Source organism: Prochlorococcus marinus str. MIT 0917, from assembly GCF_027359575.1.
Taxonomy (GTDB): domain Bacteria; phylum Cyanobacteriota; class Cyanobacteriia; order PCC-6307; family Cyanobiaceae; genus Prochlorococcus_B; species Prochlorococcus_B marinus_D.
Genome location: NZ_CP114784.1, coordinates 1237669 through 1262953 on the forward strand (window position 1 = coordinate 1237669; position 25285 = coordinate 1262953).

Sequence of the window (25285 nt, forward strand, 5' to 3'; positions counted from 1 at the left end):
AGCTTGAATAAAATGAGCATTTGCTCTGTCTTTTGGAGTTTAGATGAAAGTTTTCGTTCTTGGTGGTGACGGCTTCTGCGGATGGCCTTGTGCAGTAAATCTTGCTGACAAGGGTCATGATGTCTTCATCGTGGATAATCTCAGTCGTCGAAAAATCGATATAGACCTTGAAGTTGAATCCTTAACTCCAATTACAAGTATTGGTGAAAGGATTAAAGCTTGGTCTGAGATAGGTGGAAAACCTATTCAATTTATTCATTTGGACCTTGCCTCTGAATATCAAAAGCTTTTAGATCTTTTGATAGAGGAAAAGCCTGATTCAATAATTCATTTTGCTGAACAGCGTGCTGCTCCATACTCAATGAAAAGTAGCGCAACCAAGAGATATACAGTTGATAACAATGTCAATGGCACCCATAATCTCCTAGCCGCAATTGTTGAATCTCAATTAGATGTTCACATTGTTCACCTTGGGACAATGGGTGTTTATGGCTATGGGTCCCATAGAGGCGCAACCATTCCTGAAGGTTACTTAAAAGTCGAAGTACCCCAACCAGATGGCAGTCGCTTTGAAGAAGAAATCCTTCATCCAGCCAGTCCTGGAAGCGTTTATCACATGACAAAAACGCTTGATCAATTGCTATTCCTTTACTACAACAAAAATGACCAGATCAGAATCACTGATCTTCATCAAGGAATTGTGTGGGGAACAAATACTGATGTCACAAGCCGTGACCCAAGACTGACTAATCGTTTTGACTATGACGGTGATTATGGAACAGTTTTAAATCGATTTTTAATGCAAGCGGCCATTGGATATCCATTAACAGTCCATGGCACTGGTGGGCAAACAAGAGCTTTTATCCATATTCAAGATTCAGTAAAATGTGTTCAGCTGGCACTGGAGAACCCTCCTGAAAAAGGAGAAAGGGTGAAAATTTTCAACCAAATGACGGAAAGTCATCAAGTCGGGGAATTAGCAAAAAAAGTAGCCTCTCTGACTGGAGCAAAAATTAATTATCTTCCAAACCCAAGAAACGAAGCGGTCGAAAATGATTTAATAGTTGATAATAGATGTTTTATTGAGCTTGGATTAGATCCCACAACTCTTGATAATGGACTTTTAGAAGAAGTTGTTAATGTCGCGAAAAAATTCTCCAATAGGTGCGATTTAAAACGAATACCTTGTGTATCTGCATGGACATCAACCCAAGCGAAAGCAATCAAAAAATCCTAAACCTAACTAATACAAAATCTTGAAAAGACACGCGCAGTGAAAATAGCTTTTTTTACAGAAACTTTCCTACCCAAAGTAGATGGGATAGTCACTCGTTTAACTAAAACAATCCAAAATTTAGTTGAATCTGGTGATGAAGTAACCGTTTTTTGTCCAGAAGGCTGTCCATCAAGCTATATGGGTGCAAAAGTTGTCGGTGTCCCCGCGATGCCATTACCCTTATATCCTGAACTCAAATTAGGGCTTCCTGGACCAGGTGTTTCAGATGAATTAGAAAACTTTAAACCTGACTTGATACATGTTGTTAACCCTGCTGTACTTGGATTGGGAGGGATCTGGCTAGCTAAAACAAACAATATCCCCCTTGTAGCGAGCTACCATACTCATTTACCAAAGTATTTAGAACACTATGGGATGGGTATGTTAGAGCCGCTTTTATGGGAATTGTTAAAAGCTGCTCATAATCAAGCAACTTTAAATTTATGTACTTCCACGGCAATGGTGCAGGAACTCTCAGAAAAAGGAATTCAAAATACAGACTTATGGCAAAGAGGAGTTGATACGGATATTTTCAAACCAGAGCTAAGAGATGAGCAAATGAGAAAACGTCTTTTAGGCAACTTTAGCGATGAAGGATCGCTATTGATTTATGTAGGAAGACTCTCTGCAGAAAAACAAATAGAAAGAATTAAACCTGTGCTTGAAGCACTACCTAGCACTCGTCTAGCACTTGTTGGGGATGGTCCATATAGACAACAATTAGAAAAAATTTTCCAGGGCACCTCTACTACCTTTGTGGGATATTTAAGTGGGAATGAACTAGCAAGTGCTTATGCATCAGGTGATGCTTTCTTATTCCCCTCAAGCACAGAAACCCTGGGATTAGTTCTTTTGGAAGCAATGGCTGCTGGATGCCCAGTTGTAGGAGCAAATAAAGGTGGAATACCAGATATCATTTCAGATGGAGAAAATGGATGCCTGTACAATCCTGATGGAGAAAATGATGGGGCTTCAAGTTTAATTGAGGCTACAAAAAAATTGTTGGGCAATGAAATAGAACGCTCAGCAATGAGAAAAGCAGCTCGTTCAGAGGCTGAGAGATGGGGATGGGCAGGAGCTACAAAACAATTGAGAAATTATTACGAAGACGTACTAGACAAAAAACAATCAAATGTCGCTGCTTAGTTTTTACGCAGCATGAGGGGGTGGAGTGGGGGAATCAAATGATTGCAGAGGTAATACCAAAGTTGCCCATGGAGAAAGTTTTGGTGGCCTTTGTTTCTTAGGCTGACGAACCCCAAATGGGACTCTAACGACATTAGTTCCAGAAACTTTTAAAAGTTCTCCTTTATTTAAAACAGATTCAAAGCAATTAGAAAAAGAAGGCAAAGACAAATCATTCTTTTTATTCATTTGATCTATAAGATCAAAAGATGTCTTTTTGTTCATTTGGTCCCCATATAATTTAAGGCTGCGGCAAAGATTAATAGAAAACTTGCAAAACAACCCGAAAAAACCACAAATTTGGTTTTCGCTTGAAATTTAACCAATAAAACAAGTTTTAACCAGTCTTCAAATAGAATTAGTATCTTCTAAGTCTTGAACGGAAGGACAACTACATATCAAATTTCTGTCTCCATAAGCATTATTAATACGTGAAACTGATGGCCAAAATTTATATTTTTCCTGGCTGCTCAAAGGGAAAGCTGCTTCTTTACGAGAATAAGGTCTATCCCAATCATCGGATGTAACTGTTTTTAAAGTATGAGGAGATTGTTTTAAAGGATTATTAATAGGATCAATCTTTCCTAATTTAATTTGTTCAATTTCTTCTCGTATTCCAATCATCGCCTCACAAAAACGATTTAATTCAGACAAACTTTCACTTTCTGTTGGTTCAACCATCAAAGTTCCAGCAACTGGCCAACTGATTGTTGGAGCATGAAATCCATAATCCATCAATCTCTTTGCAATATCCTCAACTTCTATACCTAACTGACTCTTTAAAGGTCGTAAGTCTAATATGCATTCATGAGCTACCAAGCCATTGGGATCTTTAAATAAAACTGGATAATAAGCATCAAGACGTTTGGCTAAATAATTAGCAGAAAGGATTGCAATTGAACTTGCTTTGCGTAACCCATCTTTACCCATCATTCGAATGTACATCCAACTAATCGGCAATATTCCAGCGCTGCCAAATGGAGCTGAAGAGACTGCCGAAATAGCCTTTTTGCCTCCACACTTAACTATTGAATGTCCAGGAAGATAAGGAACCAAATGGCCTGCAACAGCTATGGGGCCTACGCCTGGACCTCCTCCTCCATGAGGAATTGAAAAAGTTTTATGAAGATTTAAATGACAGACATCTATGCCATAAGTTCCAGGCCTGCAAATACCTACTTGAGCATTCAGATTTGCCCCATCCAAATAGACCTGACCACCCTCTTGATGAATGACTTGGCAAATTTCACGAATATTCGGCTCAAATACACCATGTGTTGAAGGATAGGTAACCATCAATGAAGCCAAATTCTTTGAATGAATCTTTGCTTTATTTCTTAAGTCTTCCAAATCAACATTGCCATATTCATCACATTTAACAGAGACAACTTTAAAACCAGACATGACTGCACTAGCTGGATTTGTACCGTGTGCACTAGTGGGAATCAAGCAAATATTTCTATGCCCCTCACCAAGAGACTGATGCCAAGAACGTATTACAAGCAAACCAGCAAATTCTCCTTGAGAACCTGCATTTGGCTGCAGAGAAACACCCTGAAAGCCAGTTAAAGCAGAAAGCCAACTTTCAAGGTCATTAATGATTTCCTTGTATCCAGCTAATTGAGTAGTAGGAGCAAAAGGATGAATAGAAGCAAACTCGCTCCATTCAATGGGTAAAAGTTCCGCAGCTGCATTCAATTTCATTGTGCAACTCCCCAGAGGAATCATTCCTTGCACTAGAGAAAAATCTTTCGAAACTAAAAAATGTATGTATCTCATTAAATCAGTCTCACTTTGATATTGATTAAATACCGGTTGTTCAAGCCAAGGTTTTTCACGAAGTGGAATATCTATTAGTGGATCATTCTCCTTAATAATCTTAGAAATATCATTAACATTTTTTCCTTTAACATTTGCAAGTATTTGATGCAATTTATAAATTTCTTGATCACAAGTTAATTCATCAAAAGTCACTCCAAAACCCTTAGCATTATTAATATCAGATCCAATAGGAAGAACTCTAAGGTTATATCCTTCTTCTGAAGCTGACAGAATAACTTTTGATGCTTCTGCACAATATATGTCAATACTATCAAACCCGGAATATCTATCTATGGTATATTCTAAGTCACTTAAAATATATTCAAAATCAGATCTATATTTAAGGATCTTGTTTGCAATTTTCTTAAGCCCATTTGGACCATGATGAACTGCATAAAAAGAAGAAAGAACAGCTAATAAAACTTGAGCAGTGCATATATTACTTGTTGCTTTATCCCTTCGAATATGTTGCTCTCTTGTTTGAAGGGCAAGTCTCAAAGCTTGATTTCCCTCTACATCAACTGATTGGCCAACAATCCTTCCTGGTATTTGTCTTTTATATATTTCTTTAGTTGCAAAAAAAGCTGCATGTGGTCCACCAAATGCAATAGGCACTCCAAATCTTTGCGCACTTCCAACAACAATATCCGCACCAAATTCTCCCATTGGTTTAATCAAAACTTGAGCCAAGGGATCAATTGATATCGTTACAATTGCATCACATTTATGTACTTTATTAATTACTGAAGTTGGGTCCCAAATACGACCATTTTTTCCAGGTAACTGAATAAGTATTCCGAAGACATTATTATCAATTTCAAAATTCTTATTATCAAAGAACTCAAGTACAATCCCCAGTGGCTCACATCGAGTTTTTAAGACGTCAAATGTTTGAGGCAGAGTTTCTTGATCTACTAAAAATTTATTAGCATTTTTATTTTTTCTAACAGCCAAACTCAAACTTATTGCCTCAGCTACCGCAGTTGCTTCATCAAGTAAAGATGCATTTGCGATAGGTAAAGCTGTTAATTCACTTATTAAAGTTTGAAAATTAAATAAGGCTTCTAATCTGCCTTGGGATATTTCTGCTTGATAAGGAGTATAAGCCGTATACCAATTGGGATTTTCTAGAACATTTCTTTGTACGACTGGAGGTATGACTGTCGAATGATAACCAAGGCCAATCAACGATCGATGTTCAATATTTTTCTTGGAAATAATATTGATTTCTTTTAACGCTTCATTTTGATCACACCCACATGAAATAGAAACACCATTATTTTCTGCATCAAAGATTTCATTAGGAATGACAGAAGAAATGAAATCTTCCAAATTGTCAAAACCAAGATGTTGAAGCATAAAAGCTTCCTCTTCGTTGGTTGGACCTACATGGCGAGACTTAAAAGTGAAATCCTTTAATTCTGCTTTTGACATGAGCTTGTTCTCAAGCACAAGCAAGTTAAGTTATTGGAAGGAAGGCCACTGTAGAGAAAAATTTCCTGATTTGTTGTAAGAAAAAATTATTAAGTAAAATTTTATGAAACAATTTTCTTTGCATAAGTCCCAGAATCCATAAGATCTTGTAATTGATCAGGATTATCAGGACGAATTATTAATAACCATCCTTCACCATGCGGATCATTTTGAAGTTCCTCTGGGCTAGCTAAAACAGAATTGTTTCTATGGACAATTTCTCCACTAACTGGTGCATACATATCTTCTACAGCCTTTACTGATTCCACTGAGCCAAAACTTTCTCCTTTAGCTATTGAAGTCCCTTCATCTGGTAGATCAACAAAAACGATATCTCCTAACTGATCAACCGCAAATTCACTGATGCCAATTCGAACTAATCCATCATCAGCAAAAGCATATTCATGACTGTCAGCAAAACGAAAATGATCTGGGAAGGAAAAAGCCATTGCGTCAAAACGAAAAACGCTTAGTCATTCTGGGGCAATTTGATCAATCCTGCCTGAAATAAATTGGATAATGCATGAATCAAAGCAATTTTGATATGAGAGCGATGGGATCCTCCTTGAATAAATAAATCAAAAGGAGGTTTCATAGGAGCATCCGCAGAAAATTCACTCGTACTACCATCTACGAAAGTTCCTCCAGCCATGACTAAGTTATTTTCATAACCTGGCATAGGAGCAGGTATTGGATCGAGAAAAGATCCAATAGGTGATTTTTCCTGAAAAGACCTACAAATAATTTGTAAAATTTCTGGATCGCCGATCCTTACTACTTGGATCAAATCAGTTCTGTGAGAACCTGGTTTTGGCAAAACTTGAAAGCCCAATTCGCTAAAAGTAGTAGAAATAATCTCAGCACCTATTAGAGCCTCTGCAACCATTTGAGGCGCAAGAAAAAGTCCTTGTAAAATAGTTCTATTTAAATCAAAAGTAATACCACCCTCAGATCCAATACCTGGAGCAGTCAAGCGGCAACATGCTTTATCCACTAAATCAGCTTTCCCCGCAATATATCCACCAGTAGGAACGATCGTTCCCCCTAAATTTTTTATTAAAGAGCCTGCAATTAAATCTGCCCCGACTGACGTTGGTTCCTTCGTTTCGACAAATTCTCCATAGCAATTATCAACAAAACAAATACAATTAGGTTGAATCTTATGGCAAAAATTACAAATCTCTTTAATAACCTCAATACTCAAAGATGGACGCCATGTATAACCACAACTACGTTGTATAAAAATTAATTTTCTAGGGGTGTGTAAAGCTTTTTCTAAAGCTAAGAAATCTATATTTCCATTTTTATTTAAAGATATCTCTTCATAATTAATGCCAAACTCAATCAAGGATCCTTGACCAATCCCCCTCAATCCAATGACTTCTTCAAGTGATTCGTAGGGCCTTCCAGTAACAGATAGCAAATAATCTCCTGGTCTTAAAACGCCAAACAAAGATGTTGTAATAGCATGAGTACCGCTCACAAGCTGAAGTCTTACCGCTGCTTTTTCCGCTTCTAAAACATCCGCAAAAATTTTATCAATTATATCTCTCCCTAAATCTCCATGTCCATATCCAGTTAACGATGCAAAATGTTGCACATTTAGATGAGAGTCAGAAAAAGCTTTTAACACTTTTTCTAATTTAAATGATATACTGTCGGTCTTTTCTTGAATTGATAAGTATAATTTTTTTTCTATATTATCAACAAAATTTTTAGCGTATTTTTGTAACATATACATTTTACTTGAGAATATATAAGTTTTATCAAATTAATCAGAAAAAATAATTTCTAGTTTTTCTTGATCTTTAAGTAATAAGCCTCTTTGGCGAAGATTCTCCAAAAAGTCATCTGCACCTTGCAAATGATTTGTATTTAACAATTTATTAGTTGCATGTAAATCTAGCAATTCACCATCAAGTTCTTCGGCTGTGTAATCTTTTAAACCCGCCATAACTGCTTCAAACCTGTCTCTACGTTGCTTTTTACTGACTGGATATGCAGACATAACTTGTTCTCTACACATTCTCCACGACCTTCCTTTACATAAATAGTCAGCCAAAGCGGCGCTAAGCACAGGGGCTTCTGCATCCTCAATAAACCAATCAAAAGAGGAAGGCAAAGACGCTAAACCAACAAAAATCTCAAAAAAATCACCTGCAGAAAGAGGATTATTGTCATTTCCTTCAACAGCGATAGCTGACTCTTGAAGCGATCTATGCAACTCAGGATGAACGCTCAATATATGACTTTCTATATTTTCTAACCCACGAGAAAGTACTTGATTTACCTTCCCCAAAGCAAAAAATACTTCAGGGCTGGGAGATACAAGTTTTCCATTTCTTAGATTTGAAATTTGAGAACTATGAACTCTTCCTAGATCCAAACATTCAGCCAAAGCAGGAAGAACTTTATGAGACCAGCCATTGCGCTCATGCCATACATGCACTAGGTGAGCCATAGCCCTTCTACCTGCAGTCAATTGGTCCCGAAAACTAGAGGTCACAAATCACATTCAAGATTGATAGATAGGCCTGGTTAGGATCCTTATCGTATATTATATACACCAAGTAGACGGATCACTAATGGTTTCAAGTTTAATCGAGGCTTCGGCTCCATTAAAAAAACCAGTTGCTGCCGATAAAGCCATGGCTGCATCGAAGAAGCTCCAAGGACATGTACCAAGAAGGATTCATAACCAAAGGGCCAGAAGAAGATGGGGAACAGTCATATTCATGCTGACAATACACGCTCTAACAATATTTACTTTGCAAGCTAAATTTTGGAGTTGGTTAGCATTTTCTGGATTTATTTTCTTATATTGGGTAACTGCTTGCTTAGGAGTAACCACAGGATATCATCGCCTTCTCTCACACCGATCTTTTCAAGTTCCAAAATGGCTTGAAAGATTTTTCGCAACTTGTGGAGCATTAAGTTGCCAACATGGACCAATCGATTGGGTTGGTCTTCACAGGCATCATCATACTTTTTCCGATACTGAAGCTGATCATCATGACAGTAATAAAGGATTTTGGTGGAGTCACATGGGATGGATGTTTGAAGATGTACCTGCCATGAAAGCCGTTCCAAGACTTTCTGGAGATTTAATCAAAGATCCTTACTATCGCTTCTTAAATAAAAATTTTTTACTTTTGCAACTACCCTTAGGCGCGACGCTTTATTTAATTGGCCAATCAGCTGGTATTGGAGGATGGGCAATGGTCTTATGGGGAATTCCTCTAAGACTGGTTTTTGTTTATCACATAACTTGGCTAGTTAATTCAGCAACTCATTGTTGGGGTTCTATTGCATATGAGAGTGGAGATAATTCCAAAAATAATAAATGGGTGGCAGCGCTTACATTTGGAGAAGGGTGGCACAATAATCATCATGCTTTTCCTAATTCAGCGAAGCACGGCCTTCAAAGAAATCAAATAGATCTAACCTGGCAACACATACGATTTTTGAAAGCAATTGGGTTAGCGAAAAAAATTAGACTCCCTATCGCGTCGTAATATTACTAACAACAATTAAATAGCATTAATTCATTTTCGATCCATGCCTAAGCGAGTTCAAGTTGTTCTAAACGAAGACATAAAAAGTCTTGGCAATGATGGTGACCTTGTTGAGGTTGCTCCTGGCTTTGCCAGAAACTTTTTATTACCCAACAAAAAAGCATTACCGGTTACTCCAACTGTTTTAAAACAAGTTGAACACAGAAGAGCAAAACAAGCAGAAAAAGAGGCAGCTAAAAAACAAGAAGCTATTGATTTCCAAACAGCTCTAACAACAATTGGAAGATTTACGGTCAAAAAACAAGTAGGAGAAGACGGAGTCTTATTTGGAACAGTAACTAATGGAGATGTAGCAGAAGTGATAAAAGAAGCTACTAAAAAGGACATAGATCGTAGAGACATATCGGTTCCTGAGATACATGGTGTGGGGAAATATAAAGTGCAAATCAAACTTCACAACGAAGTAAATGCTGAGATAAACCTTGAAGTTACAAGTTACTAATAGTTGCATCTTGGCCCGAACAAGCCAAAGTAGGTGTCCTTGTCCAACAAGCAATAAATGATAATCACCCCCTCTTCAAATAACGGGGATTTTTCAAAACAAGGTAGAGATTTTGGAGCTTTTAATAATTCCAAAATTGAAAAGCCTCGTTTTGAAGCTCAACCTGACCAAATACCACCACAAAATTTGGAAGCAGAAGAATCTGTTCTGGGTGGAATTTTATTGGATCCTGATGCGATAGGACGAATAGCTGATTTGCTACAAGTTGAAGCTTTTTACATTTCTGCTCATCGAGAAATATATAGAACAGCATTAATGCTTCATAGCCAAGGCAAACCTACAGATTTAACAGCAATGAGCGCTTGGCTTGCCGATACAAATTCTTTAGAAAAAGTGGGAGGAAACAACCGATTAGTTGAACTGGTTGAGAGGGTTACATCTACAGCTTCAATCGAACAAGTTGCTAAATTAATTAGCGATAAATTTTTGCGCAGGCAATTAATTAAATCTGGAAATGATGTGATCAAATTAGGCTTTGATCAAAGCCTTCCAATGGAAGAAGCCATTGATCAAGCTGAACAAAAGATCTTTGCTATTAGCCAAGAGCAACCATCCAAAGGTTTAACGCCTACTGCAGAAATTCTGACAAAGACTTTCAATGAAATAGAAAGTAGATCACTTGGTACATCAGTGGCAGGCATACCAGTTAATTTTTACGATCTGGATGCAATGACACAAGGACTTCAGAGGAGCGATCTAATCATTGTTGCAGGAAGACCAGCAATGGGAAAAACTTCAATTGTTCTTAATCTCGCTAAAAACGTAGCGCAACTTCATGACCTACCTGTTTGTGTATTCAGTCTTGAAATGAGTAAAGAGCAACTAACTTACAGATTGCTATCAAGCGAGGTAGGAATTGAAAGCAGTCGATTAAGAACAGGACGACTGCAACAAGATGAATGGCCATTACTTGGTCAAGGTATTAATACACTTGGGCAATTACCAATCTTCATTGATGACAAACCAAATTCAAGTGTTCTTGAAATGAGGTCTTTATGTCGTCGCCTAATTGCTGAACAAGGTAAAGAGCTGGGACTAATTGTTATTGATTATCTACAACTCATGGAAGGTACTTCGCCAGATAATCGAGTTCAAGAAATATCAAGAATTACTCGAGGTCTTAAGGGTATGGCAAGAGAACTTAAAGTCCCTGTAATCGCTTTATCTCAATTAAGTAGAGGAGTTGAATCAAGAACCAATAAAAGACCAATGCTTAGCGATCTACGTGAATCTGGCTCAATAGAACAGGATGCGGACTTGGTTCTAATGATTTATAGGGATGAGTATTACAATCCAGAAACTACTGATAGAGGAATTACAGAAGTTATCGTGACAAAACACCGAAATGGACCGGTTGGAACAGTTAAATTACTTTTTGAACCCCAATTCACTAGATTTAGAAATCTTGCTGCTTAATTGTTCGAAAATTAAATTCCTAAATGCTTAATTGATGATTACTAAACAATCTTCAGATGAAAGTTTTGACGTAATTGTTGTAGGAGGTGGTCACGCAGGCTGCGAAGCTGCATTGACTTCAGCAAGATTAGGATTGAATACAGTTTTATTTACTCTCAATTTAGATCGAATCGCATGGCAACCATGTAACCCCGCAGTAGGTGGACCAGCTAAAAGTCAATTGGTTCATGAAGTTGATGCGCTGGGAGGGATTATCGGGAAATTAGCCGATCTAACAGCTCTTCAAAAAAGGATCCTTAACGCAAGCAGAGGACCTGCAGTTCGAGCATTAAGAGCACAAACAGATAAGCGAATATATGCACATGAAATGCTAAAAATCCTTCAAAATACGCCAAATTTAAAGATTAGAGAGGCAATGGTTACTGGGCTAGAAATTGAACATTATCCCAATCAGATTGAAAAAAACACATCAGAAATTCAAGAGAGAATTGGATTTATAAAGGGAGTTAAAACCTATTTTGGAACTATTTTTCATGCAAAAGCAGTTGTACTTACAACAGGAACTTTTTTAGGAGGCAGAATTTGGATTGGCAATCAATCTATGAGTGCAGGTCGAGCAGGAGAGCAGGCCTCTCAAGGGTTAACTGAAGAATTACAAACTTTAGGCTTTACTACTGATCGTTTAAAAACAGGAACCCCTGCTCGCATCGATAGACGAACTATTGATCTTGACTCCCTAGAAGAGCAATTGAGCGATGCTTCAGATAAATTCTTTTCTTTTGATCCTCTTTCTTGGAAAAGTGGAGAACAAATGAGTTGTCATATCACTCGAACAACAAAAGCAACTCACCAACTTATTAAAAAAAATCTTCATTTAACTCCTATTTACGGAGGTTTTATTAATAGTAAAGGTCCAAGATATTGCCCATCCATTGAAGATAAAATTGTACGTTTTGCTGACAAAGATTCACACCAGATTTTCTTGGAGCCCGAAGGTAGAGATACTCCAGAAATGTATGTACAAGGTTTCTCAACTGGACTGCCCGAAAACTTACAATTAGAACTTTTAAGGACTCTACCAGGCTTAGAAAGATGTGTAATGCTGAGACCCGCTTATGCAGTTGAATATGACTACATACCAGCCACACAATTGGAAGCAACACTCGAAACAAAAAGAATAAGTGGTTTATTTAGTGCAGGGCAACTAAATGGAACAACAGGATACGAAGAAGCAGCTGCACAAGGTTTAGTAGCAGGTTTAAATGCTGCAAGATTAGTCAACGATAAAGAAGGCATTATTTTCGAAAGGGAGAGTAGTTATATAGGAACTATGATTGATGATTTAGTTACAAAAGATTTAAAGGAGCCATATAGAGTATTAACTAGTAGAAGTGAATATCGATTAATTTTAAGGGGTGATAATGCAGATAGGAGATTGACTCCACTCGGTTACAAATTAGGGTTGATTGATGAAAGAAGGTGGAAAATCTTTAATACTAAGCAACAATTAATCGATCAAGAGAAAATAAGATTAGAAAAAGATCGCATTAAAGAAAGCGATAAATGTGCAAAAGAAATATATTCTTCAACTGGAACTGCTATTAAAGGTTCAATAACACTAGCCAATTTCCTAAGAAGAACAAATATTCACTATAAAGACCTAATTAATTATAATTTAGCAACTAAGAGTATTCCCTTAGATGTTGAAGAAGGAGTTGAAATAGATATTAAATATACCGGTTATTTAGAAAGACAAAAAGCTCAAATAAATCAATTAAAACAGCAAAGTAAAAAGTTATTACCAAAAAATTTAAACTATAATAATATCAAAACTCTTTCTAAAGAAGCGAGAGAAAAATTAACAATTTCTCAGCCAAAAAGTTTTGGACATGCTGCTCAACTTCCTGGTGTAAGCAAAGCAGACCTCACTGCACTTCTTGTATGGTTAAAAATAGAACAAATGAAAAAATCTGCAAGCAAAGATCCAATGCAAAAAACAAGCTGATAAAAGTGAATTCACATCAATCTCAATTACCTTCTCCTGAAGTTATTTGGAAAGCATCGAAAGAAAGTGTTCTTTCAGGCAAAGGGAATTATAAACTCTCTGGAGCATGGCAATTAATGCTATTGGGTGATGGCAGCCCAACCAGGCATCTCAAGCTTTTAACAGGGCATGAAGTTGCCATAAAGGTGATATCTATGGCAATGGAAAATAATAATCAAAATGGAGTCCCAGAAGAAGTGCATGAGCTAGAGCCACCTTTGATAAGAAGACAAGTTTGGCTTACGTGTGGAGACTTAACCCTGGCATGGGCTGAAAGCTGGTGGAATTATGAAGAAGCAGAAAAAAATCTGCAAAATAAGGATCAACCAATCTGGAAAAGCTTGACCCAAGGACGCTCAGAGCTTTTTAGAGAAGTTGACGGATTGGGATTAGTTCATGCAAATTGGCTGAAAGCAGAATTTAATGAAGATGGTCCTTTTTGGAGTAGGCATTATCGATTTTTTCGTCAACAAAAAGAATTAACTGTAATTAGAGAAGTTTTCAGCCCAAAACTAGAAAAATGGTTAGGACCAATACCAAGAAAGGCTTTTTAACAACAGCTAATATTTTCTTCGACTAGATCTTGGTATGTTTTTTCTTCTTTGAGGAGTTCGTTCATCTAGGAAAGAATCGTTTAAATCGAGTTCATTTTGCTTAATTAAATTATCTTTCCTTTTCCACTTATTTAATTTAAAAGATTGATCATCTGGCCATTCATCCAGTTCGTCTGAATTGTTTCTCCTTACTTCCATCTGAGGTGGTAAAGCTTTAGGAGCTCTTAAGGAAATAGCACTTAAGGGTCTTTTTGTATTGTTTGTGCTTTCCTTAAGCGGTTCATTCTCAAAGTCTTCATTCTCCAACCACTCGTCATCATCCTCAAAAAACCAATCAATTTTCTCTTCCATCCAACGACCAACTTTTTCGAAATTTGCTGAAGTCTCTTTATCTTGCCACCCTCCCCTTCTTTTACCAGGGCGATTACCCGAAACACCATCTACAACCTGTTTTCCAGTTTGTATCCATTTATCCATTCTGCGATCAAGGGGTGCTCTAGATCGCTGACGAATTTGATTACGATTGTTATGTGAGCTCATCTTTTAAATTTAACGCTTTCAAACCAACAAGTGAATCACCGTAAAGTTGAAATTATTCAAAAAATTAATTGTTACTTCTAGAAAAAGGTTGAAATTCAAGTACGAATTTTGGATCCCATCTACCGCCAAAATAATTATTACAACAACTGCGGCAGGCAGCGCCATTAACAATACGTCGATAACTAAAACTTCTTTCACATGAAGGGCAAGTTGCCACCCATTTTGGGAGTCTTTTTGATATTGGGAACGAGTGACGAACTGTTACTTGGAAATCAGTTTGAGCGGAATTTATCTCTGCCATACGTTTATGAAAATTAGGTCCATGTGCCTCTTCAACTTTCAGAACAAGGTCAATCCAGGCATGAATCATTTCGTGGCATAAGGTGCTCATCAATGCTTTGCGGGGAAGATGTTCCAATACTGGTCTAGACAAAATTATTTCACTAGCTTTCACTCCGAAGAAATTCGTTTTACTTCTATAGATCCCAGCCGTAGTACGCATGCGGCCATCACTCCAACGAAGAGAGACTCTGGGAACTCCATTCTCGAACAAAGAGTTCTGAAAATGTTGTCTGTTTAATTCAAGAAATAATGGTAGAACAGGTATTAAAGACATTGATACCGAGAACTCGTTAGCATTATTATTCCGATAACATTCTGTCTAACTATCAATAACAAACAAGCTAATCTCATGGCTAATAAGTCAGAATCTATAACTAAACGGAATTAAAAAAATGGATAGTGCTCTTATCAAAGCAATTGGATTAAAAGCTCTCTTGGTTGGAGTTGGCGCACTTCTCCTTTTTTGGACTTTTAACGCAATCAAGCTAGTCATCAGTGCTAGAGGCATTAACCCTCTTGTGAAAAAGTTTTTTGATCAGATTGCAGCTGGCCGAATAGATGGGGCTTATAGACTTACGACAAAAGCTTATAAAACACATGTCAATAGACAAGAATTCATCAAATTTTTGGGTAGCTTGCAATTAAATCGATATAGAAACTTGAAGTCGGGGCGACCAAGAATAGAAGATAATCAAATAATGCTCACACTAAGCTTGAAATCAGAAGATAAGAAAAATGAAATGCCACTGGACTTCACTTTTATTAAAATAAACGAAAATTGGCAAATAGATCGTATTGCGAAAGCCAATACATAATGAAGCTAAATGTGAGAAGTGAATTCAAACTTGAATCAACATTATGAACGTGCAAAAGAGCTTAGAGCTTTACTCAATAAAGCAAATTACTCCTACTATGTATTAGATGCACCCGAGATAGACGATGCTGTTTATGATCAACTATATAGAGAATTAATTGAAATTGAAAATATTCACCCATCTTTGATTACTGATGATAGCCCTTCCCAAAGATTAGGTGGTGTCCCTTCTACAGGATTCAAAAATGTTGATCATAATATTCCACTTTTAAGCCTAGATAATGCGTTTAATATAAATGAATTAAAAGCATGGTACACAAGGATCAGAAAATTAATAAGTTCAGGAAATAAAGATCTCAAGGAAGATGAGAATCCAGAACTAATTTGTGAATTAAAAATTGATGGAAATGCTATTTCGCTAAGATATGAAGATGGGATTTTAACTAAAGCAGCAACTCGTGGAGATGGAAAAACTGGAGAAGATATCACTACTAATATCAGAACAATTTCTACAATTCCTTTAAGTTTATTATTAAAAAATCCACCCTCTTGGATTGAAATCAGAGGAGAAGCTTTCATGCCAAATAATATCTTTAATAAACTCAATATTGAGAGAAAAAATACTGATCAACCACCCTTTGCAAATCCTAGAAACTCCTGTGCAGGAACATTAAGACAATTAGATCCAAAAATAGTTGCATCTAGAAAACTTGACTTCTTCGCATATAGTATTTATTTACCAGAAAATTGGGAGCCAAATGATAAAGAATTGAAAAAACCAAATTCTCAATCTGAATCACTTGAATTTTTAAAAAGTATTGGTTTTAAAGTTAATACTACATATGAAACAAAAAAAAACTTAAATGAAGCAAATAGCTATTACAAGTATTGGGAAATCGAAAAAGATTCTTTAGCTTATGCCACGGATGGAATAGTAGTAAAAATAGATAAATTTGACATGCAAAACATCCTAGGATCTACACATAAAGCTCCAAGATGGGCCATAGCTGTCAAATATCCAGCAGAAGAGAAAGCGACTAAGTTAAGAAAATTAATTTTCCAAGTAGGTCGCTCTGGTGCTGTTACACCAGTAGCAGAGTTTGAATCTATTGAGCTTGCAGGAACATCTGTGAATCGTGCAACTCTTCATAATGCAAACAGACTTGCCTCTTTAGATCTTCATTATGAAGACACAATAATTGTGCGAAAAGCTGGAGAAATTATTCCTGAAGTTATTAGAGTTATAAAAGAATTTAGAACAGTTGATGCAAAATTAGTAAAATTTCCTCAAAACTGCCCAGCATGTAATTCCAAGTTAATTCAAGAAGAGAATGAAGCAATAACTAAATGTGTTAATTCTAGATGCCCAGCAAAATTAAAAGGTCTTTTGCGTCATTGGGTCAGTAAAGGATCAATGAAGATAGAAGGATTAGGTGAAAAGATTATTAATCAATTAGTAAATGAAGGATATGTGCAGTCAATCCCAGATTTATACAAACTTGAAATTGATTCCCTTTTAAAACTTGAAAGATTTGGAGAAAAGTCTGCAAAGAATTTACTAATAGAAATTAACGAATCTAAAAACAAAAATTGGCACAAACAGCTCTACGGTTTAGGGATACCTCATATAGGAGAAGCGAATGCTAAATCTCTCTCAAAAAACTTTCATAGCATCGAAGAACTCAATACTATTGCGAAGGAGGCACCTGAAAATATATCCAATATTTATGGATTCGGAAATGAGATGAAAGATGCAATAATTAAGTGGTTTGATGATTCTAATAATCAAACCTTAATTAAAGAATTAAAAGCAATTGGATTTTCTCTAAAAGAGAATTTAGATTCAAACTACAATTCAAACGAATCAAATATTTTTAATGGCAAAGTTTTTGTCTTAACAGGAACTTTAGATTCGCTTACAAGAGATGAAGCAAAAGAATTGATAGAAAGTGCTGGAGGAAAGGTCAGTTCTTCAATTAGTAAAAAAACTGATTTCTTATTATCAGGAGAAAAAGCGGGGAGTAAATTAAAAAAAGCAGAAGAGCTTGGAGTAAAAATAATTAACGAAACTGAATTTAAGCTATTATTATAAAAATGATTAGAATTTAAAAATGGATAAAAATCCAATCTTTTCTTTAATCAAAACAGAATGTGGACGCGCAAAATATGAAATGCTTGCTTCTAAAAAAGGTATATTTAATCGCATAAGACTTTATTGGTTTATCGTATTTGCAGCGATTGAAGATTGGAATTTAAAAGCTGATGCTTAATCTAGTCATTGAGAATCCTGATTTAGTTTTCTTGTTGAACGTAAAACTAAAATAACAACTAAAATAGTCGACAAAATACTAATTAAGCTCCAAATAAATGAACTAGTATCAGATCTTCCTGATAGTACTTCTCCAAAATTTGAAACTTTGAGTGCTAATGAGCCTAAGCTGCAATATAAAATTGTGCCAGGCAATATACCAATCATTCCAAGAGTAAAATCACGGACTTTTACCTCACTCAAACCATATGTAAAATTAAGTAAGCCAAATGGGAAAAGAGGAGAAAGTCTTGTGAGAAGAATGACTTTTAGACCCTCGCGTTGAACAGCTTTCTCCATTATTTGAACTTTTGGAAAATTTGAGACCTTTTTTTGAGCCCATTCTTTTAAAAAAGTTCTGCCTAAATAAAAAGTTAGATGAGCTCCAATAAAAGCACCTACAAAAACAACCGAACTTCCAAGCCAGGTTCCATAAAGAAAGCCAGACAACATGGAAAGCCATGAGCCTGGCAACAAAAAAGACACCCAAAAAACATACACCAAAGCAAAAACCAAAATTCCAAAAGGGCTACTTAAAAAAGGAATGAAATTATTAATCAGATTTTCTAAGTTGTAAGACATGGATAGTTTAGAGAGTTCAATCCAATCCCATTAGACGCTCTTTGACTAGGCGTACTTGCGCTTCTGACTCCTGTAAGTTTGCTCTGCATTCCTCAACAACCTCTTTGGGTGCTTTATCAACAAAATTCTTATTGGCTAGACGTCCAGAGAGACTTTCTATTTCCTTTTGTGCTTTATTTAAATCTTTTTCAAGCCTTGATCGTAAAGAAGCTATATCTATCAATCCTTCAATAGGAAGAACCACCTCTAGCTCTCCACTTACGCCTGCTAAAGCTTTCATCGAAGGTAATGATTTTGCTTGCTCTGGAGATAATATTTGGACTTCCTTAGCCTTAGTCAAAACAGTAATATCATTGATTGATGTTTTGAGAGTATTTTGCAAAACTTCCTTACCAGAGACCAACATGACAGGAACTTTTTGAGAGGGTTTCAACCCAGCAACTGCTCGTAAATTGCGAATCAATCTGATAGATGCAAATAAATCAGAGAAAGAACTCTCTAAATCAATATTCAAGTCTTGTTCATTTGATTTTGGCCAAGGCTGCAAAGCGAGAAATTGATCTTCAGTTAAACCTGTTAATCCATGCCAAAGCTCCTCTGTCAAATGAGGCATAAGAGGATGAAGCATAATCAAAAGATCACTTAAAACTTTGTATAAGATGCTTTTCGCTATTTTTTGATCTAATAATTCATTAGGAGAAAGATTTGCTGCACTATTCAATCGTCGTTTAATTAGTTCTAAATACCAATCACAAAAATCATTCCAAGCAAATTCATACAATCCCTTAGCTGCCTCTCCTAAAGCATAATTTTCATATCGTTGAGCAGTCTCACGATTAACTCGAGCAAGTCTTGATAAAATCCATTTATCTGATAATTGCAACTTCGATAAATCATATTTGTCCAAAGTTTCATAATCTTGATCCTCAAGATTGATAAGAGCAAATCTAGTTGCATTCCAAAGCTTGTTTGCAAAATTTCTAGAGGCCTCAACCGTTGCAGATGTTTGATTTTTACGATCAAAGTCAAGACGTATATCTTGTCCAGCGCCGGCAACTTCACGAACAAGAGCAAACCTCAAAGCATCAGTTCCATAACTTTCTATTAGTAATAAAGGATCAATACCATTTCCTGCACTTTTACTCATCTTTCTATTTTGCTCATCTCTAACAAGTCCATGAATATAGACGTCTGCAAATGGCATCTTCTCAGTAAAGGCTCCCGCCATCATTGTCATTCTTGCTACCCAAAAGAAAATAATGTCAAAGCCAGTTACTAGGGTATGCGTGGGATACCAGCGTTGAAAATCAGGATGAGTTTCATCAGGCCAACCTAATGTGGAAAAAGGCCATAATCCGCTAGAGAACCATGTATCTAGAACATCTTCATCTTGCTCAATTTTGACTGAATCTCCATATTGTTCACGTGCTAATTTCTTAGCTTCATCTTCTGTTCTAGCGACAATATACGGTGTTTCATTAACAACTTTATTATCTGTTTGACTAATTACAAACCAAGCCGGAATACGATGTCCCCACCATAATTGTCTACTAATACACCAATCTCTGATATCAGTTAACCAATCTCGATAAACTTTTGACCATCTATTAGGAATAAATTTAGGTTGTCCTTTCTCAAAAAATTCAGAACAACTTTTTGCTAAAGGATCCATTTTGACAAACCACTGAGTTGACAGCAATGGCTCTACTGGTACTTTCCCTCTGTCAGAGAAAGGGACACTATGTTTATAAGCTTCTATTTTGGTTAAAAGACCAATCTCCTTTAAAGAATCAATAACAGCTTCACGAGCTTCAAAACGATCCAAGCCTTCAAATTGACCTGCATTGTGATTCATTGTTCCTTTTTTAGTCATGACTGTTATTTGAGGTAAGTCATGTCTCTGACCTATCTCAAAATCATTAGGATCATGCGCTGGAGTAACTTTGACACATCCAGTTCCAAAATCTTTATCTACATGAGGGTCTCCAATAATGGGAATAGTTCTACCAACTAGAGGCAAAGTAAGTTTCTCCCCTATGAGATCTTTATACCTTTCATCTGATGGATTCACAGCAACAGCGACATCACCAAGCATCGTCTCAGGACGTGTAGTCGCTACTTCTAAGTAACTAATTTGTTTCCCACTTGATACCGATGATGTGACTAACGGATATCGAAAATGCCATAAATGTCCATCTACTTCTTTCATTTCAACTTCTAAATCACTCACAGCCGAACCAGAGGCAGGGCACCAATTCACTAAATATTCTCCTCTGTATATCAATCCTTTTTCATATAAACGAATAAATGCCTCGGAAACAGCTTTACTTAGACCCTCATCCAAGGTAAATCTCTCTCTACTCCAGTCTACGGAATATCCCAAACGCTTTAATTGATCAACAATTCTTCCACCACTTTTTTCTTTCCACTTCCAAGCTTGTTCCAAAAAAGAAGCTCTACCAAGATCATGACGGTTTTTGCCTTCTTCCTTCAGTTGTCTCTCGAGAATAGTTTGAACCGCAATTGAAGCATGGTCTGTCCCTGGAAGACAAAGAACATTATTTCCTTTTAATCTCTTATACCTGACAATTGTATCGATTAAGGCAGTATTAAAAGCATGCCCCATATGCAGACTACCTGTGACATTAGGGGGAGGAATAACTACGGAGAATGGGTCTCCAGGGGCTGATGGATCAGGCTTAAAAGCTCCTTTTTCTTCCCAAGCTTTCTGCCAGCGTTTTTCAGTACCAACTGGATCATATGTTTTAGGAAGACCTGAGGCTTCAGAGAATTTTGTAGTTTTTGCCCGCTCTATCACAGAAAAAAAATGTGTTTAATTTAATTTACTCATTCCCGACAAAAGTTTTACATCATTCTTGCTTTTCCTAAATTCAAATGTCACTTTTCACGTTCCAAGGAATCGAAACTATTGCGTCATGCCTTTCCCATGCAGCCGAAGATGAAGAAACCTTTTCACTTAAACCAATCGTTTTTAATGCTTGAACTATTTCTATATCATTAATCTCCTTATCTACAGCTATGGGCATTATCAAAACTTGGGCTTCTGCAGGATCGGCCATCACATGTAATGATAAATCTTCTAAAGCTCTTTCAAAAAATATTTTTCTCATTCGACTTGTTAAAGGAGAACCCATGGCTTTCGCAAACAATTCCAGGCTTTCTTTGTCTCCAGAAAGCCCACAATTTAAACTTAACCAGATTAAAAATTTAACCCAGCTATCCACGCTCCATAGTGGCTGAAAGCTATCTCGCTTACTATAAATTAATTCCATCAATGCGAACTCAAATGCTTTTGCTTGAATAGATGTGCGAGATATTTGTTCCATAGAAGACATTTTCTCCAACTACAGCCAAACTAGTGTTTATTGTTCATTATCTGTTTATTTGTCATGGATCTGAACGACCCTGAACTTGAGTTCTCCGATCTTGTCTACGCATATCAAAGCTGGGTAATTGCTGTAATCAACGATGAAAAATTAAATAGTAAAGAAAAGTTGCTTACAGAAGACATATCGGATGATGCTTTAAATGCTATGAGATTCTTACCTGGTGACGTAACTAGCGCAATTGAAACAAGTTTAGCTCGCGTCTATGAAGTTGATTCTGATGAACTATCTTCGATCTTGTTTCCAGAAGAATAGAGTCAATTCTCTAATTGTTTTAAGAAATTATTGAGCTTTTGAAAGTTTTCTAAAGCCTGAGCCACATGGAGAAGCTTCTGCCCCTTTTGGCGTGCTAATAAGAAATCCACCTCCACTTAAATCACCGAAATAATTCAGCTTTAAACCTTGAAAAAATAGGACTTGATCTTGGCGAGCATACAAAGTAATCCCATCAGCTCTAGCCAGGGGAACACCATCATTTTTCCCTGGCCTAATTCTTATAAATTTCCATCCCTCTCCACACTTATCATCCAATAAATCAATATGCATAACTCCTGGTGTTCCAGTAAAAGCAGCTTGCCTATTTAACTCTGCTACTGCTGTTGCTGAAATTTTTAATCCAGGACCATATTGCATAAATTAAAAAATAATCTAGATGGGCGATCCAGGGTTCGAACCAGGGACATCCTGCTTGTAAGGCAGGCGCTCTACCGCTGAGCTAATCGCCCATACAATTCTTAGTCCTTAGACTAATTCATGTACTTTATACCTCAAGCTGCTCTGTTGTTGAGAATTAATCATAATTAGATCAACGATTCAAAAAAAATCGTTTTATGAGCTTCATTACAGCTCTCTCAGGACAGCTAAAAATGACAAACACAAACCAAATCAATTTAGACAAAAAAATCAATAAACTCCTTCAAGTAGTTTCAGACCTACGAGATCCAATCAATGGTTGTCCTTGGGATATCAAGCAAACTCATCTTTCGTTGATCCCATATGTTTTAGAGGAAGCCTATGAAGTTACTCACGCAATACGAGAAGACAATCCTGACGAATTAAAAGAAGAGCTTGGAGATCTTTTATTACAAATAATTTTGCATGCTCAAATAGCAAAAGAAAAAAACTTATTTGATATGAGCGATATAATTGACATAATCACTGAAAAGCTAATTCGCAGACATCCACATGTATTTCAAAAAAAAGCAACAGTAAGTATAAAAGAAGTGGAATACTCATGGGAAAAAATCAAGAATAAAGAGAGACCATTAAATAACTCAAAAACTCCAATTAGTGACCGATTAAAATTAAAGATACGACCTCAACCTTCAACAAAAGCAGCACTCATTATATCTAACAAAGCTTCAAAAAACGGATTCGAATGGGAAAAAAGTGATCAGATTTGGGATAAATTGTTTGAAGAATTAAAAGAATTAAAAGATGCATTAAAAGCGGATCAGCCTTCCGAGGCAGAGGCTGAAATAGGAGATGTATTATTTACATTGATCAATATTGCAAGATGGCACAAAATATCTATAGAAGAAGGATTAGCAAAAACTAATAAAAGATTCCTAGAGCGATTAAAGTACATAGAAGAAAATATAGAGGGCGAATTACATTCCCAATCAAAAAAAAATTTAGATAAATTATGGGAATTAGCAAAGATCAATCTCAAGCATTAATATTATAATTATGAATAACAAACTTAAGAAAAGATCAGATTGGCTTGACGAGTATCATCAAGGAGTTAGATATGGACTACTTGGAAAGTTAATACTAGAAGAGTCTAGTACTTTTCAAAAAATTACTATCTTTGAAAGCAAAAGATATGGAAAAGCACTATTACTTGATGATTGTTGGATGACAGCAGAAAAGTCTGAAAAGTGTTATCACGAATGTCTTATTCATCCTGCCTTATCTTGTTCTACGCAAATAGATAATATTTTAATTATTGGAGGAGGTGATGGGGGTAGCGCAAGAGAATGTTTAAAATATAAAGAGGTTAGGTCTATCGATTTAGTTGAAATCGATCTAAGAGTTATTGAATTAAGTAAAAAGTATTTACCTACTATCGGAGGAAATGCATGGTCTGACTCAAGATTGCATTTACAAATCAAGAATGGAATTGATTGGGTAAAACATAAAGAAGAAAATTCATATGATGTGATTATTATTGATGGTGCAGATCCTATTGGACCGTCTAAAGAATTATTCAGCAATTCTTTCCTGACAGATTGTAAACGAATAATGAAGCCAGGAGGAGTTTTAGCAACTCAAAGTGAATCGCCAGAATCTTTCCGGCAAATTCATATAAATATTGTCAAAGTTCTGCGTGAAATTTTTGACTACGCAGATCCAATGTATGGATCTGTATCCATTTACCCAAGCGGTTTATGGAGCTGGACATTTGCATCTATGGAGAAGCCCAAATACATGTATCCCCAAAAAAATCGCGTAAATGAGATCTCTGAAAATTGTCAGATTTGGAGTGAGAGATGGCAACAAGGTGCGTTTAACGCTATTCCTGCATTTATAGAAAGAGAGCTAGCAAAAACATGAGCAAAGCCAACCTCAAAGATCTATCACTATTTAATAACGATGGTGCAATATTCATGGGAGGACAAAGAAACATTGATCAATGCAAAGTGTCGCTGTTAGGCGTCCCTTACGATGGAACTTGTTGCTTTAGACCTGGCGCGAGATTCGGTCCCTCTGCTGTTAGAGAAAATAGCTATGGAATTGAATCATATTGTCCGCAATTAAATTTAGATTTAGAAGATATAAAATTTGCTGACATAGGTTCATTAGATGTGCCCCTTGGAGATGCAAAATTAACAATTGATTATGTAAAAGACGCAATAGATATTTTACTTAAAAATAATTTAAAGCCTCTTATTATAGGTGGAGAACATTCAATAACAACTGGAATTATTACATCAATAATTAATAATTATCCTGAATTAATTATGATTCAATTAGATGCTCACGCAGACCTTAGAGATGAATGGTTAGGTAGTAAGTTTAGTCATGCTTGTACTATGAAAAGATGTTTAGAAATACTACCTAGCAAAAAGATCTTTCAAATAGGAATAAGAAGTGGAACAAAATCAGAATTTCTTGAAATGAATCATACTAAAAGAATAATTCAACATAATTGTGGAGAGAATGCAAAATATTTAGAAGAAGCTCTAAAAAAATTCAAAGGAAAACCAATCTATTTAACTTTTGATTTAGACTGGTTTGATCCATCTATAATGCCAGGTACAGGCACTCCTGAACCCGGAGGTTATTTTTGGGGAGATTTTGCAGCAATAATAGATGTTATCAAGTCGCATAACTTAATTGGTGCAGATGTAGTTGAATTATCTCCTGATTTAGATAAATCTGGTATTAGTAGTAACCTGGCTGCAAAAGTTATACGTTCATTAATTATGTTATTGGACCAATAA

25 protein-coding genes and 1 tRNA gene are annotated in these 25285 nt (G+C 36.3%); 14 read left to right on the forward strand and 12 right to left on the reverse strand.

The window, feature by feature from the left end:
• Window positions 1–43: 43 nt before the first annotated feature.
• Window positions 44–1237, forward strand: coding sequence for an NAD-dependent epimerase/dehydratase family protein (locus O5637_RS07100; protein ID WP_269603739.1), 1194 nt, complete (start codon window positions 44–46; stop codon window positions 1235–1237).
• A gap of 36 nt (window positions 1238–1273) precedes the next feature.
• Window positions 1274–2422: a glycosyltransferase family 4 protein gene (locus tag O5637_RS07105; RefSeq protein ID WP_269603741.1), complete on the forward strand. Its 1149-nt coding sequence runs from the start codon at window positions 1274–1276 to the stop codon at window positions 2420–2422.
• 3 nt (window positions 2423–2425) lie between these two features.
• Here O5637_RS07105 and O5637_RS07110 read toward each other — a convergent pair whose 3' ends face one another.
• The 5 genes from O5637_RS07110 to O5637_RS07130 form a co-directional block, all read right to left on the reverse strand.
• Complete coding sequence (locus O5637_RS07110; protein WP_269603743.1) at window positions 2426–2686, reverse strand: hypothetical protein; 261 nt, start codon at window positions 2684–2686, stop codon at window positions 2426–2428.
• A 123-nt stretch (window positions 2687–2809) separates the two neighbouring features.
• The gene (gene gcvP, locus O5637_RS07115; RefSeq protein ID WP_269603745.1) at window positions 2810–5716 is read right to left on the reverse strand and encodes an aminomethyl-transferring glycine dehydrogenase; all 2907 of its coding nucleotides are present in this window, start codon (window positions 5714–5716) and stop codon (window positions 2810–2812) included.
• Window positions 5717–5817: 101 nt separating this feature from the next.
• Complete coding sequence (gcvH, locus tag O5637_RS07120; RefSeq protein WP_269603746.1) at window positions 5818–6204, reverse strand: glycine cleavage system protein GcvH; 387 nt, start codon at window positions 6202–6204, stop codon at window positions 5818–5820.
• Between the two features lie 20 nt (window positions 6205–6224).
• On the reverse strand, window positions 6225–7490 hold the full coding sequence (locus O5637_RS07125; RefSeq protein WP_269603747.1) for an aminotransferase class I/II-fold pyridoxal phosphate-dependent enzyme: 1266 nt from the start codon (window positions 7488–7490) through the stop codon (window positions 6225–6227).
• 36 nt (window positions 7491–7526) lie between these two features.
• Window positions 7527–8261 (reverse strand): hypothetical protein, encoded by a 735-nt coding sequence (locus tag O5637_RS07130; protein WP_269603748.1) that lies wholly within the window; start codon window positions 8259–8261, stop codon window positions 7527–7529.
• Between the two features lie 79 nt (window positions 8262–8340).
• Here O5637_RS07130 and O5637_RS07135 point away from each other — a divergent pair, with 79 nt between their 5' ends.
• Genes O5637_RS07135 through O5637_RS07155 form a run of 5 tightly spaced genes read left to right on the forward strand, consistent with a single transcriptional unit; the run spans window position 8341 to window position 13846 of the window.
• Window positions 8341–9270: an acyl-CoA desaturase gene (locus O5637_RS07135; RefSeq protein WP_269603750.1), complete on the forward strand. Its 930-nt coding sequence runs from the start codon at window positions 8341–8343 to the stop codon at window positions 9268–9270.
• Window positions 9271–9313: 43 nt separating this feature from the next.
• Window positions 9314–9772 carry a 50S ribosomal protein L9 gene (gene rplI, locus O5637_RS07140; RefSeq protein WP_269603752.1) on the forward strand — a complete coding sequence of 153 codons (459 nt, stop codon included), beginning with the start codon at window positions 9314–9316 and terminating at the stop codon, window positions 9770–9772.
• A 57-nt stretch (window positions 9773–9829) separates the two neighbouring features.
• The gene (dnaB, locus tag O5637_RS07145) at window positions 9830–11248 is read left to right on the forward strand and encodes a replicative DNA helicase (protein ID WP_269603754.1); all 1419 of its coding nucleotides are present in this window, start codon (window positions 9830–9832) and stop codon (window positions 11246–11248) included.
• A gap of 34 nt (window positions 11249–11282) precedes the next feature.
• The gene (gene mnmG / locus O5637_RS07150; RefSeq protein WP_269603756.1) at window positions 11283–13253 is read left to right on the forward strand and encodes a tRNA uridine-5-carboxymethylaminomethyl(34) synthesis enzyme MnmG; all 1971 of its coding nucleotides are present in this window, start codon (window positions 11283–11285) and stop codon (window positions 13251–13253) included.
• Between the two features lie 5 nt (window positions 13254–13258).
• A complete protein-coding gene (locus O5637_RS07155) occupies window positions 13259–13846 on the forward strand; it encodes a chorismate lyase (RefSeq protein ID WP_269603758.1) in 588 nt (195 codons plus the stop codon).
• Window positions 13847–13852: 6 nt separating this feature from the next.
• Here O5637_RS07155 and O5637_RS07160 read toward each other — a convergent pair whose 3' ends face one another.
• Window positions 13853–14386: an RNA helicase gene (locus O5637_RS07160; protein WP_269603760.1), complete on the reverse strand. Its 534-nt coding sequence runs from the start codon at window positions 14384–14386 to the stop codon at window positions 13853–13855.
• A gap of 64 nt (window positions 14387–14450) precedes the next feature.
• Entirely contained in the window at window positions 14451–15002 is a 552-nt protein-coding gene (locus O5637_RS07165) for a SprT family zinc-dependent metalloprotease (protein WP_269603761.1), read from the reverse strand.
• 118 nt (window positions 15003–15120) lie between these two features.
• Here O5637_RS07165 and O5637_RS07170 point away from each other — a divergent pair, with 118 nt between their 5' ends.
• From O5637_RS07170 to O5637_RS07180, 3 genes are read left to right on the forward strand one after another with little or no spacing between them, the layout of a single operon-like run.
• Complete coding sequence (locus O5637_RS07170; protein WP_269603763.1) at window positions 15121–15543, forward strand: hypothetical protein; 423 nt, start codon at window positions 15121–15123, stop codon at window positions 15541–15543.
• 18 nt (window positions 15544–15561) lie between these two features.
• Window positions 15562–17634: an NAD-dependent DNA ligase LigA gene (ligA, locus tag O5637_RS07175; RefSeq protein WP_269603765.1), complete on the forward strand. Its 2073-nt coding sequence runs from the start codon at window positions 15562–15564 to the stop codon at window positions 17632–17634.
• Between the two features lie 19 nt (window positions 17635–17653).
• Entirely contained in the window at window positions 17654–17812 is a 159-nt protein-coding gene (locus O5637_RS07180; RefSeq protein WP_269603767.1) for a hypothetical protein, read from the forward strand.
• 5 nt (window positions 17813–17817) lie between these two features.
• Here O5637_RS07180 and O5637_RS07185 read toward each other — a convergent pair whose 3' ends face one another.
• The 3 genes from O5637_RS07185 to O5637_RS07195 all read right to left on the reverse strand — a co-directional run bounded on the left by O5637_RS07185 (window position 17818) and on the right by O5637_RS07195 (window position 21779).
• Window positions 17818–18432, reverse strand: coding sequence for a TVP38/TMEM64 family protein (locus tag O5637_RS07185; protein WP_269603769.1), 615 nt, complete (start codon window positions 18430–18432; stop codon window positions 17818–17820).
• A 16-nt stretch (window positions 18433–18448) separates the two neighbouring features.
• Window positions 18449–21250 carry a valine--tRNA ligase gene (locus tag O5637_RS07190; RefSeq protein WP_269603770.1) on the reverse strand — a complete coding sequence of 934 codons (2802 nt, stop codon included), beginning with the start codon at window positions 21248–21250 and terminating at the stop codon, window positions 18449–18451.
• Window positions 21251–21323: 73 nt separating this feature from the next.
• Window positions 21324–21779 (reverse strand): protein phosphatase, encoded by a 456-nt coding sequence (locus tag O5637_RS07195; protein ID WP_269603772.1) that lies wholly within the window; start codon window positions 21777–21779, stop codon window positions 21324–21326.
• Window positions 21780–21842: 63 nt separating this feature from the next.
• Between O5637_RS07195 and O5637_RS07200 the strand changes: the two genes are divergently transcribed.
• A complete protein-coding gene (locus O5637_RS07200) occupies window positions 21843–22094 on the forward strand; it encodes a hypothetical protein (protein ID WP_269603774.1) in 252 nt (83 codons plus the stop codon).
• 27 nt (window positions 22095–22121) lie between these two features.
• Here O5637_RS07200 and O5637_RS07205 read toward each other — a convergent pair whose 3' ends face one another.
• A complete protein-coding gene (locus O5637_RS07205) occupies window positions 22122–22472 on the reverse strand; it encodes an AIR synthase (RefSeq protein ID WP_269603776.1) in 351 nt (116 codons plus the stop codon).
• Window positions 22473–22492: 20 nt separating this feature from the next.
• Window positions 22493–22564: transfer RNA gene (locus O5637_RS07210), tRNA-Val, on the reverse strand.
• A 141-nt stretch (window positions 22565–22705) separates the two neighbouring features.
• Here O5637_RS07210 and mazG point away from each other — a divergent pair.
• Genes mazG through speB form a run of 3 tightly spaced genes read left to right on the forward strand, consistent with a single transcriptional unit; the run spans window position 22706 to window position 25285 of the window.
• Window positions 22706–23518 carry a nucleoside triphosphate pyrophosphohydrolase gene (gene mazG / locus O5637_RS07215; protein ID WP_269603777.1) on the forward strand — a complete coding sequence of 271 codons (813 nt, stop codon included), beginning with the start codon at window positions 22706–22708 and terminating at the stop codon, window positions 23516–23518.
• A 10-nt stretch (window positions 23519–23528) separates the two neighbouring features.
• Window positions 23529–24395 (forward strand): polyamine aminopropyltransferase, encoded by an 867-nt coding sequence (gene speE, locus O5637_RS07220; protein ID WP_269603779.1) that lies wholly within the window; start codon window positions 23529–23531, stop codon window positions 24393–24395.
• On the forward strand, window positions 24392–25285 hold the full coding sequence (speB, locus tag O5637_RS07225; RefSeq protein ID WP_269603781.1) for an agmatinase: 894 nt from the start codon (window positions 24392–24394) through the stop codon (window positions 25283–25285). The genes speE and speB overlap by 4 nt, the downstream gene beginning before the upstream one ends.